The 9,657-nt window shown below is 72.8% G+C and carries 14 protein-coding genes; 7 read left to right on the top strand and 7 right to left on the bottom strand.

Features of this window, described 5'->3' with window-relative positions; translation table 11 throughout:
* Positions 1-479, bottom strand: a 479-nt coding sequence (locus F4X11_15560) for a methyltransferase (protein ID MYN66426.1), incomplete at its 3' end; no start/stop codon positions are given.
* Positions 480-556: 77 nt separating this feature from the next.
* Entirely contained in the window at positions 557-775 is a 219-nt protein-coding gene (locus F4X11_15555; GenBank protein MYN66425.1) for a hypothetical protein, read from the bottom strand.
* A 41-nt stretch (positions 776-816) separates the two neighbouring features.
* On the opposite strand from F4X11_15555, the gene F4X11_15550 reads away from it, so the two are divergent.
* Both F4X11_15550 and F4X11_15545 read left to right on the top strand, forming a co-directional pair.
* Positions 817-1,407 (top strand): HAD family hydrolase, encoded by a 591-nt coding sequence (locus F4X11_15550; protein MYN66424.1) that lies wholly within the window; start codon positions 817-819, stop codon positions 1,405-1,407.
* A 295-nt stretch (positions 1,408-1,702) separates the two neighbouring features.
* Entirely contained in the window at positions 1,703-2,725 is a 1,023-nt protein-coding gene (locus F4X11_15545) for an AAA family ATPase (protein MYN66423.1), read from the top strand.
* A gap of 28 nt (positions 2,726-2,753) precedes the next feature.
* Here the strand turns inward: F4X11_15545 and F4X11_15540 are convergent, their stop codons facing one another.
* The 4 genes from F4X11_15540 to F4X11_15525 form a co-directional block, all read right to left on the bottom strand.
* On the bottom strand, positions 2,754-3,860 hold the full coding sequence (locus F4X11_15540; GenBank protein MYN66422.1) for an NAD(P)/FAD-dependent oxidoreductase: 1,107 nt from the start codon (positions 3,858-3,860) through the stop codon (positions 2,754-2,756).
* Entirely contained in the window at positions 3,857-4,564 is a 708-nt protein-coding gene (locus F4X11_15535) for a polyprenol monophosphomannose synthase (GenBank protein ID MYN66421.1), read from the bottom strand. The genes F4X11_15540 and F4X11_15535 overlap by 4 nt, the downstream gene beginning before the upstream one ends.
* 26 nt (positions 4,565-4,590) lie before the next feature.
* Positions 4,591-4,854: a hypothetical protein gene (locus F4X11_15530; protein MYN66420.1), complete on the bottom strand. Its 264-nt coding sequence runs from the start codon at positions 4,852-4,854 to the stop codon at positions 4,591-4,593.
* Between the two features lie 167 nt (positions 4,855-5,021).
* Positions 5,022-6,041, bottom strand: a complete 1,020-nt coding sequence (locus F4X11_15525; protein MYN66419.1) for a Uma2 family endonuclease — start codon at positions 6,039-6,041, stop codon at positions 5,022-5,024.
* Here F4X11_15525 and F4X11_15520 point away from each other — a divergent pair.
* The 5 genes from F4X11_15520 to rfbD are packed head-to-tail and all read left to right on the top strand — an operon-like array spanning position 5,754 to position 9,381.
* Positions 5,754-6,539: a hypothetical protein gene (locus F4X11_15520; protein MYN66418.1), complete on the top strand. Its 786-nt coding sequence runs from the start codon at positions 5,754-5,756 to the stop codon at positions 6,537-6,539. The genes F4X11_15525 and F4X11_15520 overlap by 288 nt on opposite strands.
* Before the next feature lie 20 nt (positions 6,540-6,559).
* Positions 6,560-7,453, top strand: a complete 894-nt coding sequence (pdxA, locus tag F4X11_15515; protein MYN66417.1) for a 4-hydroxythreonine-4-phosphate dehydrogenase PdxA — start codon at positions 6,560-6,562, stop codon at positions 7,451-7,453.
* Between the two features lie 11 nt (positions 7,454-7,464).
* Positions 7,465-7,950 carry an SsrA-binding protein SmpB gene (smpB, locus tag F4X11_15510; GenBank protein ID MYN66416.1) on the top strand — a complete coding sequence of 162 codons (486 nt, stop codon included), beginning with the start codon at positions 7,465-7,467 and terminating at the stop codon, positions 7,948-7,950.
* A gap of 59 nt (positions 7,951-8,009) precedes the next feature.
* On the top strand, positions 8,010-8,507 hold the full coding sequence (locus F4X11_15505) for a hypothetical protein (GenBank protein MYN66415.1): 498 nt from the start codon (positions 8,010-8,012) through the stop codon (positions 8,505-8,507).
* Positions 8,508-8,514: 7 nt separating this feature from the next.
* Positions 8,515-9,381 (top strand): dTDP-4-dehydrorhamnose reductase, encoded by an 867-nt coding sequence (rfbD, locus tag F4X11_15500; GenBank protein MYN66414.1) that lies wholly within the window; start codon positions 8,515-8,517, stop codon positions 9,379-9,381.
* 59 nt (positions 9,382-9,440) lie between these two features.
* Here rfbD and F4X11_15495 read toward each other — a convergent pair whose 3' ends face one another.
* Positions 9,441-9,629 carry a hypothetical protein gene (locus F4X11_15495; GenBank protein ID MYN66413.1) on the bottom strand — a complete coding sequence of 63 codons (189 nt, stop codon included), beginning with the start codon at positions 9,627-9,629 and terminating at the stop codon, positions 9,441-9,443.
* Positions 9,630-9,657 lie beyond the last annotated feature (28 nt).

The raw sequence follows: 9,657 nt of genomic DNA, 5'->3' as shown, positions 1-9,657 counted from the left end.
CCGTCCAGGCGCCCGCGCAGCCACGGATGGAACGGCGCGTTGCGGTAGGCCTGGAGAAAGAGCGGATACAGAAAGGTCTCGCAGAACTGGCGGTATCCGGTCCACGGGTCGCCGGGCTCGTAGGCGGTGAACGAGCCGACGTCGATGAACGTCGGGCGGACGCCGTGCCACTGGACGTTGAACGGGGTGGCGTCCTTCAGCGTCATCTCCTCGTCGAGCGCCGCTAGCGTGAGGTCGAGCTGCAGGAGGGCCGCGTCCCGCAGCATGCCGAAGGACCACTCGTACGGGTACGACACGACCGGAACGCGGGCATGTTCCAGCACCCCCGCCCACGCCGGGGCCAACGCGGGGAGATCTTCCCGGCCGGTCACCTCCCGCGTGCCGACGAGGCGGCCCTCCCCACTCATTCGACGGTAGAAGCGGGTGTCCGCCAGCCGCCGCCAGTCGGCGAGGGCGGGTTCGGTGAGGGCGCGGAACACCGCGCCCTCGTGGTGGAATACCCTGGTGTCGGGATCGCGGAAGGATCCGGGTTCGAAGCGTGGAGAGCCGCTCGACGTCACCGCTGGTGCCTGTCGCGCGCGTCTGTCTTCCGCCCGAAGCGCTCCACAAGGCGATGCCAGTACAGCTTCGTCGCCACGCCGACCGCCGCGAAGCCGCCGAGAAGGACCTGCAGCAGCATGCTGCCGCTGCCCGGGTCCAGGTAGGCCTCGACCGGCCGTTCGATCACGAGGAGGACGAGCGCGGCGACCGTCGCGACGAAGAGTGTGTCTTTCATTCGCATAGCATTGTCGGTTGCGCGGCGATTTTGCAACAGGGATGCAGCGTGATTCGATGAGACCCGCGATTTTCCTCGATCGGGACGGGACGCTGAACGAGGACGTCGGCTACCTCGACCGCCTGGAGCGCCTGCGGCTGTTTCCGTGGAGCCTCGACGCGGTGCGCCTGCTGCGCCGCGCCGGGTACGCCGTCGTGGTGGTGACCAACCAGGGCGGGGTGGCGCGCGGCTTCGTGCGCGAGGCGTTCGTCGACGAGGTCCGGCGGGTCATCGACCGGCGCCTGGAGGCCATCGGCGAGCGTCTGGACGGGCACTACCAGTGCCCCCACGAGCCGCACGCGCCGGTCGCGGCGTACCGCCGGCAGTGCGACTGCCGCAAGCCGCTGCCGGGGCTCGTCCACCGCGCGGTCCGCGATCTCGACCTCGACCTGGAGCGCTCCTACGTCGTCGGCGACAAGTGGAGCGACGTGGCCCTGGCGCACGCTGCCGGCGCGCGCGGCGTCCTGGTCAGGACCGGCTACGGCCGGAGCCAGGAGCAGGCGCCGCCGGCGGGCCTCCGGGCCGACGCCGTCGTCGACACGCTGATGGACGCGGCGAGCTGGGTCCTGCGGCGCCCGGACGCGCGAGCCTGACGCGCGCCGCGCGGAGAAAGCGGATGTCGTTGGAAACCGTGGTATCGTGGATCCACTTGGCGCCGGATCGAATGCCGAGGTGACGTGCGCCGCGGCGCGGTGGGGTGCGGGATGCGTACGAACGAGGAACGGCTCGCCAGCATCGAAAGCACGCTGGCGCATATGGCTACGAAGGAGGACATCCAGAAGTTGAAGGTCTGGGTGTTGACCGGTGGCGGCATCGCGGGCGGGGCGGGTGGCCTGATCACGTGGCTGGTGCGGGTCTTTGCGCAGCCCGGCACGCAATAGGAGGGCGATGCCATTCCGTGAAGTCGTCGGCCATCGGGCGGTGATCTCGCGCATCGCGCAGGCGGTCGCGCGCGACTCGCTGCCGCCCAGCGTGCTGCTGACCGGCCCAGGCGGGGTCGGCAAGCGGCTGGTGGCCGACGCGATCGCGCAGGCGCTCAACTGCGACGCCCCCCGGCGCGACGCATCCGGCCTCGCGTTCGACGCCTGCGGAAGCTGCTCGGCGTGCCGGCGCATCGCGGACGGCATCTACCCGGACGTCGTGGTTCTCACGCCCGGCGACGGCGGCTCGATCACCGTGGACCAGGTACGGGCGGCGGTCGAGCAGGTGGGCTACCGCCCGTTCGAGGGGCGCCGGCGGGTGATCGTCGTGGACGATGCCGATCTGCTGGTTCCGGCGGCCCAGAACGCGCTGTTGAAGACGCTGGAGGAGCCGCCGCCGCGGGCGCAGTTCGTGCTGGTGACGGCGCGGCCCGACATGCTGCTGGACACGGTCCGCTCGCGCTGCCCCCGCCTGCGGGTCGGGCATCTGGGCAGCGACGAGGTCGTCGGCATTCTGCTGCGGCGGTCCGGGATCGACGAGCCGGCCGCCCGTTCCGCCGCCGCGGGGGCCGGCGGCAGCGCCGGCCGCGCCCTGCAGTTGGCGTCGAGCGGCCGCGAGGGGACCCGCGAGGCGGCCATCGGGCTGTTGCGGTCGGTGTCGGCGGCGCGCGACGCGCGGGCGCGCCTGGCCGGCGCCAAGGACTTCGCCGCGGGCAGGGGCTCGAAGCGCGCGCCGGCCGCGGACCGGCAAGAGCTGCGCGCGCGGCTGCGGATGCTGGCCTCGCTGCTGCGCGACGTCTCGGCCGTCGCGTCCGGCGACGCCGTGCCGCTGGCCAACGCCGACCTCGACGGCGCGCTCCGCGAGCTGGCCGGTGCCTGGGGCGGTGCGCGCGGCCCGCGGGCGTTCGCCGCGGTCGACGAAGCGCTCGACGCGGTGGAGCGCAACGTCAGTCCGAAGGTGGTGGCCGACTGGGTCGCGTGCCGGCTGTGAGCGATTGACTCGCGCGGGCGTCCCGCCGCTACCGCAGCGTCTCGTCGACCAGGTCCGCCACGCGTTCGGCGATGGCGAGCGACGCGGTCAGGCCGGGCGAGTCGATGCCCGCGGCCTGCACGAGCCGGGGTTGCCGCCGGTCGCGGCGGATCAGGAAGTCCGAGAAGGTCCGCTCGGCGGGGGCGCCGCGCGCCCGGATGCCGCTGCCGCCGGGGCGGAGCTGATCCAGCCGGAGCGCGGGCAGCAGCCGGCGGGCCGCCGCGTGGAACCTGGCCAGCGGCTCGCGGTCCGACTCGTAGTCGTCCTTGCGCGCCTGGTAGCGGGCGGTCGGGCCCAGGGTCACGCTGCCCCACGTGGTCCGGGTCAGGTGCACCCCGAGGCCGTGACCGCTCGGGTCCGGCAGGGGATAGACCGGGCCGTTCACCAGATGCCGCGCGGCGGGCGCCAGCTCGGCGTAGTCGCCCCGGACCGGGTGGATCGTGAAGGTCTCGCCGCCGAGCGCGGCCGAGACGTCGTCGGCGTACAGGCCCGCCGCGTTGACCACGACGCGGGCGAGGATCGTCTCGCGGGCCGTCCGGACGGTCAGGCCGTCGGGACGGGCGGCGCCGCCGTCGACGCCGGCGCCGGGCAGCAGCGCCACGTCGCGCGCGGCGGCCACCCGCGCCAGGGCGCGCACGTAGGCCTCCGCCTCGACGATGCCGCTCGACGGCGACCAGATGGCCGCCGCCGCCTCGACGTGCGGCTCGCGCCGGCGGACGAAGGCCCGGTCGACGACCTCGAGGTCCGTCACCCCGTTGGCGTGTCCGCGCGCCGCCAGCGCGTCGAGCGCCCCGATCTCGTCCGCTCCCGCGGCGACGATCAGCTTGCCGCACCGCGCGCACGGCACGCCGTGTTCGTCGCAGAAGGCGTACAGGCGATCGCGTCCCTCGACGCAGAGGGCGGCCTTCAGGGAATCGGGCGGGTAGTAGATGCCGGCGTGGACGACGCCGCTGTTGTGGGTGCTCGCCTCCTGGCCGGGGCGGGGCAGCCGTTCGATCACGCACGTGGCGTGACCGCGGGCCGCCACCGCGCACGCGGCGGCCAGGCCGACCACCCCGCCGCCGACGACGGCGACGTCTATCGTCGGGTCGCTCATCGCACGTGCGGGCGGAATCGGACCCGCCAGGGCATGATCAGCGACTCGGCGAGCACTTGCCGCGAGACCTTCGAGTGGCCGTGCCGGCGCTCGACGAATACGATGGGGACCTCGCCGACGCGCGCGCCGCGGCGCAGCGCTTCGTGCAGGGTCTCGATGAGGAACGCGTACCCGTTGGAGACCAGCCGGTCGAGGGGAATGCGGCCGAGGGCGTCCCGGCGCCAGCAGCGGAAGCCGCTCGTGCAGTCGGCGACCGGCGCGCCCGTGACGGCCCGCACGTAGCGGTTGGCCGCCGCGCTGAGCGCGATGCGGTGGAGCGGCCAGTTCACGACGCTGACCCCGTGCAGGTAGCGCGAGCCGATGACCACGTCGAACGTCTCGGCCGCCGCGACCAGCGCGGGCAGGTACGAGGGCGCGTGCGACAGGTCGGCGTCCATCTGGCAGACCAGGTCGGCGTCGCCCGCCAGCACGCGCCGGAACGCCTCGACATAGGACCGGCCGAGGCCCCGGCGCCCGCGGCGGTGCAGCACGTCCACCCGCCCCGGATGCGCGCGGGCGAGGGCGTCGGCCACCGCGCCGGTGCCGTCGGGAGAGTCGTCGTCGACCACGAGCACGCGGTAGTCGCCCTGTCCGAGCACGTCCGGGATCAGCACCGGGAGGTTGTCGCGCTCGTTGTAGGTCGGGATGACGACGGTGACGTTCATGCGCCGTGCGATCGCGGTTGGCCGGCTCACCGGCTCCCGACTGCCGTCGGGTCGGCGGGCGGCGCGCCCGGCGCGGCGGGGGCGGCGGGCGGCGCCGGCAGAGGCTTGTCCGGCATGCCCACGGTGAAGCGGTGCGGTTCGTACGTCCGCTCCACGATCCCCTGCAGGCGGCGGTCGAGGCGACGATAGTAGGAGCAGATCACCGCCACGAGGATCCCCAACCAAGCCAACTGGAGCGTCACCAGGCCGACGAAGGCGCCTCCGAGTACGGCTGGATCGACAGTCATCATGCCCGCGACCTGAAGCAAGGTGCGTGCCGGCGATTCGCCCCGCTGCTGGACGGGGTGCGGCGGCAACCGCTGCGGCCGTTGCGGGTCCATCGGCCCGTCAACGCCGCATTTTTTGCAGTATAGCGGACGACGAGAGCGCGGGTGCGCACGGCGGTGGCCGAGGCGCGTCAAGACGCGAAGATGTCGTCGAGGTCGATCTCGAGGCCGGGGAACAGTGACGAGCGGAGCGTCTGGTCCCGGCCGAAGGTGCGGGCGTGGGTCAGCGTGCTCCCGCGTTGTCGATGGACCGAGACGGCCTCGACCGTCGGGTCGACCAGCCAGTACTCCCTCACGCCGTGCCTGCCGTAGAGCTTCCGCTTGTAGCCGCGGTCACGGTCGGCGGTGGCCGGGGAGAGTATCTCGACCACGAGGTCGGGCGCGCCCTGCACGTTCTCGCCGGTGCTCAGCAGGTGCTCGCGTTCCCGGGAAACGAAAAGCAGGTCCGGCTGGACGACGTCGGCGTCGGAGAGGACCACATCGCACGGCGAGAAGAAGAGCTTGCCCAGCTTGTGTTCGTCGATGAACTGACCCAGTCCTTGAGTCAGTCGGAGGAGCACCGTTTGGTGCTTCAGGTTCGGGGCCGCAACCATGACCAGATCTCCGTCCAGCAGCTCGTAGCGCTCGTCGTCGGGCGTGGTGCGGTAGTCCTCGTAGGTGAGCTTGACGACGGGTTGCGTGGTGGCCACGTCGGTGCCTCTCCGGTTCGTGGATGGCCGGCTCACCGGCTCCCGGTTGTCGTTTTTGCAGTATAGCGGACGAGGAAGCGCGGATGCGCACGGCGGTGGCCGCGGCGCCGGGAGCCGGAAAGCTGTCGGCCGCCGGCCGGTTCGCGCCGGGAATGGCGTAGACTGGACTGGAGCATGAGCACTCCCGCGACGTCCTTCGTCAGCGTCAAGTTCGACCCGGTGGGCCGTGTCCGGCGCTTCCTGCTCGAAGGGGTCGAGTTCGAGCCGCCGCTCAAGCCGGGCGACGAGCTGGTGGTCGCCCGCGGCGACCAGCGCGCGTACGCCACCGTCGCCCCGACCATTCCGCAGACGGCCGAGCGGGTGGCGCCGCCGCCGAAGTCGGCCGACCGGGTGGTCCGGCGGGCGACGCCGCGGGACGTCGCGGCGCGCGCCGAGCACCGGCGGCGCGAGCGGGACGCGCATCGCATCTGCGCGCTGAAGATCAACGAGCACCGCCTGCCGATGAAGCTGATCCGGGCCGAGCAGCAACTCGACCGCGCCTATCTCGTCTTCTACTTCACGGCCGACGGACGGGTCGACTTCCGCGAGCTGGTCCGCGACCTGGCGACCGAGTTCCACTGCCGGATCGAGATGCGGCAGATCGGCGCGCGGGACGAGGCGAAGCTGCTGGGCGGGTACGGCTCGTGCGGCCGCCCGCTCTGCTGCACGACGTGGCTGCGCGGCTTCGAGCCCATCTCCATCAAGATGGCCAAGCGCCAGAACCTCAGCCTGAGCCCGTCGCGGCTGTCGGGCCTGTGCGGGCGGCTGAAGTGCTGCCTGCGCTACGAGCTGCCCAACGCGGCGGGCGAGCAGTTCGCCGGCTGCGCCCACGAGGGCTCGTGCAGCCGCACCGGCTCGTGCGGCGCCGGCTCGGGCGGCGGCTGCGGCTCCGGCGGCTGCGGGAACTGCGGCTCGGCGTGAGGGCCGGGCGGTCCTTCTCCATGGCGCTTCCCCGCATCGGCATCACCGCCGGCGACCCGGCCGGCATCGGCCCGGAGGTGGCCGAGCGGGCCGCCCGCGACCCCGGCGTGCGGGCGGTGTGCGAGCCGGTCCTCTATGCGACGCCCGGCGCGGGCGCCTGCCGGCCGGGCGTGGTGTCGGCGGCGGCCGGGCGGGCGGCCTACCAGGCGGTCACGCGCGCCGTGCGGGACGCGCTGGCGGATCGCGTCGACGCCATCGTCACGGGCCCCATCCACAAGCAGGCGTGGGCGCTGGCGGGGCTGCGCTGGCGCGGGCACACCGAGCTGCTGGCCGAGCTGACCGGCGCCGGCGACGTCCGGATGATGTTCCACGCCGGGCGCCTGTCGGTGGTGCTGGCCACCGTGCACGTGCCGCTCGCCCACGTGCCGGGGCTGCTGACGCGCGAACGCCTCGAGACGACCATCGCCCTCGCGCACGCCGAGCTGCCCCGCTTCGGGGTGGCGCGGCCCCGGCTGGCCCTGGCCGGCCTGAATCCGCACGCCGGCGAGGGCGGCCTCCTCGGCAACGAAGAGCAGGAGGTGTTCGCGCCGGTGGTCGAGCGCTGCCGCGCGCGGGGCATCGACGTCAGCGACCCCGTGCCGGCCGACGTCGTGTTCCGCCGCGCCGCCGACGGCGAGTTCGACGCGGTGATCGCCTGCTACCACGACCAGGGCCTGCTGCCGATCAAGCTGCTGGCCTTCGGCCGGGCCGTCAACGTCACCCTGGGCCTGCCGATCGTGCGGACGTCGGTGGATCACGGGACCGGCTTCGACATCGCCGGCAAGGGTGTGGCCGATCCGGCGGCGATGATCGCCGCCGTGCGGCTGGCGGCGCGGCTCGCCGCCGTGCGCCCCGCGGCGGCGGTGAGTGGCTGACGGGCCCTTCCATGCCAGCGCCGACCCGCGCCGACGCCGCCGGGGGCACCCAACTGATCGCCGACAACCGCAAGGCGCGGCACGACTACCACGTCTTCGACACCTACGAGGCGGGCATCGTCCTGCTGGGCACCGAGGTGAAGGCGATCCGCGAGGGGCGCGTCAACCTGAAGGACAGCTACGGCAAGGTCGAGGGCGGCGAGGTGTTCCTGCACAACCTGCACGTCAGCCCCTACAGCCACCGCGGCTACGCCGCGCACGAGCCGCTGCGGCGGCGCAAGCTGCTGCTGAACAAGCGGGAGATCCGCAAGCTCATCGGCAAGATGGTCGAGCGCGGCTTCACGCTGGTGCCGGTCCGGATGTACTTCAGCCGGGGGCTGGTGAAGGTGACGGTGGGCGTCGCCAAGGGCAAGAAGTCGTACGACAAGCGCGAGACCATCAAGCGCCGCCAGATCGATCGCGAGACCCGCGCGATGGTCAAGGAACGCGCGCGGTGAGGGTTGGAACGGGAGAATCCGGTAGAATCGCCGGCACGCGCCTTGCTTCAGGTTGCGGCATGACGACTATCGATCCAGCCGTACTCGTGGGAACCGTCGCCGGCCTGGTGACGCTCCAGTTGACCTCGCTCGGAATCCTGGTGGCCGTGCTTCGTTTCTTCTACCTGCGTCTCGATCGCCGGTTCGCCGAGGTCGATCGCCGGTTCGCCGAAGTCAGGACCGATATCGATCACCGGTTCACCGAAGTCAGGACCGATATCGATCGCCGGTTCACCGAAGTCAGGACCGATATCGATCGCCGGTTCGCCGAGGTAGACCGCCGGTTCGTCGAGGTGCAGGCCGGTTTCGCGGACGCCCGGGACGACCGCCGGCGGCTCGAGGAGAAGCTCGACGACCACGGCAAGGACCTCGCCCGCCTGCAAGGGATCGTGGAGCGGACGTACGAACCGCACCGTTTCACCGTGGGCTCTCCGGGCACGCTCCCGGCGGCGCCGGGCGTCGTCCCCGACGCGCCGGACGAGCCGCCCGCGGGCCCGCCGGCCGGCGGGAGGACATGAACGCGCGGTGAAGGCGCTGGTCACCGGTGCCGGCGGGTTGCTCGGCCGGGTGGTGGCGCGCGTGCTCGCGGCCGAGCACGAGGTCGTGCCGCTGACCCGCGGGGAGCTCGACATCACCGACGAGGTCCGGGTGCGCGCGGCGGTGGCCGATGCGCGTCCCGGCGTCATCGTCAACTGCGCCGCCTACAACGCCGTCGACGACGCGGAGGACGACGCGGTTGCGGCGCTGGCGGTCAACGCGTTCGGCGTCCGGGCGCTGGCGCGCGCGGCGGCGGCGACCGACGCCACGCTGGTCCACTACGGCACCGACTTCGTCTTCGACGGGACCGCGTCGGAGCCGTACCGCGAGGACGACGCGCCCAATCCGCAGAGCGTCTACGCCGCGTCCAAGCTGCTGGGGGACTGGTTCGCGCAGCAGGCGCGGGCCTACGTGCTGCGCGTCGAGAGCCTGTTCGGCGCCGTGGACGGACCGAGCGCCGATGGACGCCGAGCCGGCGGCAGCCTCGCTCGCATGGCCGACGCGCTGCTCGCGGGGCGCGAGGTCCGGGCCTTCGTCGACCGGGTCGTGTCGCCGAGCCACGTCGACGACGTCGCCGCGGCCACGGCGGCGCTGCTGCGGGCGACGCCGGCGCCCGGGCTCTACCACTGCGTCGGGTCGGGTCACGCCACCTGGTTCGAGGTGGCGACGGCGCTGGCGGGGGAGCTGGGCGTGGAGCCCACTATCCGCGGCGTCACCCTGGACGAGCTGAACCTGCGCGCGCCGCGCCCCCGGTTCTGCGCCCTGTCGAACCGCAAGCTCGCGGCGGCCGGCGTCGAGATGCCCCACTGGCGGGACGCGGTGGCGCGCCACGCGCGAGCTCTTCGCCGGCGCTGACACCGACTGGGCGCAATAGCTCGACGACCACGGCAAGGACCTCGCACGCCTGCAAGGGATCAGTGGCTGGCGTTCACGTGACTGTTGAAGGCGCGGCTCAGTTCGTCCACGCGTCCGGTGAGCCGGTCCACCTTGCCGTTGACTACCAGCACGCCTACGGCAGACACCAGACCGGTGCATGCCCCGACCACGGCCGCGAGGATGATCGCTACGCCCGTTCCGACGATCCACTTGGTGTCCGTGCTCATGCCGTGCGCCGTCCTGCGAAGCTACCAA

It is taken from the genome of Acidobacteriota bacterium, assembly GCA_009861545.1.
Classification (GTDB): Bacteria; Acidobacteriota; Vicinamibacteria; order Vicinamibacterales; family UBA8438; genus WTFV01.
This window is presented reverse-complemented; position numbering and strand designations above follow the sequence as displayed.

Excerpts from the sequence above, each read along its gene's own strand:
- F4X11_15540 (MYN66422.1), bottom strand. The coding sequence starts at position 3,860 with ATGAGCGACCCGACGATAGACGTCGCCGTCGTCGGCGGCGGGGTGGTC.
- F4X11_15525 (MYN66419.1), bottom strand. The coding sequence starts at position 6,041 with ATGCGCGTCCCGCTCGCGCCGCCGGTGCTCGGCGCGCGCCGCGACGTC.
- F4X11_15505 (MYN66415.1), top strand. The coding sequence starts at position 8,010 with ATGACGACTATCGATCCAGCCGTACTCGTGGGAACCGTCGCCGGCCTG.
- F4X11_15520 (MYN66418.1), top strand. The coding sequence starts at position 5,754 with ATGAGCACTCCCGCGACGTCCTTCGTCAGCGTCAAGTTCGACCCGGTG.
- F4X11_15550 (MYN66424.1), top strand. The coding sequence starts at position 817 with ATGCAGCGTGATTCGATGAGACCCGCGATTTTCCTCGATCGGGACGGG.
- F4X11_15530 (MYN66420.1), bottom strand. The coding sequence starts at position 4,854 with ATGATGACTGTCGATCCAGCCGTACTCGGAGGCGCCTTCGTCGGCCTG.
- F4X11_15545 (MYN66423.1), top strand. The coding sequence starts at position 1,703 with ATGCCATTCCGTGAAGTCGTCGGCCATCGGGCGGTGATCTCGCGCATC.
- smpB (MYN66416.1), top strand. The coding sequence starts at position 7,465 with ATGCCAGCGCCGACCCGCGCCGACGCCGCCGGGGGCACCCAACTGATC.
- F4X11_15495 (MYN66413.1), bottom strand. The coding sequence starts at position 9,629 with ATGAGCACGGACACCAAGTGGATCGTCGGAACGGGCGTAGCGATCATC.
- F4X11_15555 (MYN66425.1), bottom strand. The coding sequence starts at position 775 with ATGAAAGACACACTCTTCGTCGCGACGGTCGCCGCGCTCGTCCTCCTC.
- F4X11_15535 (MYN66421.1), bottom strand. The coding sequence starts at position 4,564 with ATGAACGTCACCGTCGTCATCCCGACCTACAACGAGCGCGACAACCTC.
- pdxA (MYN66417.1), top strand. The coding sequence starts at position 6,560 with ATGGCGCTTCCCCGCATCGGCATCACCGCCGGCGACCCGGCCGGCATC.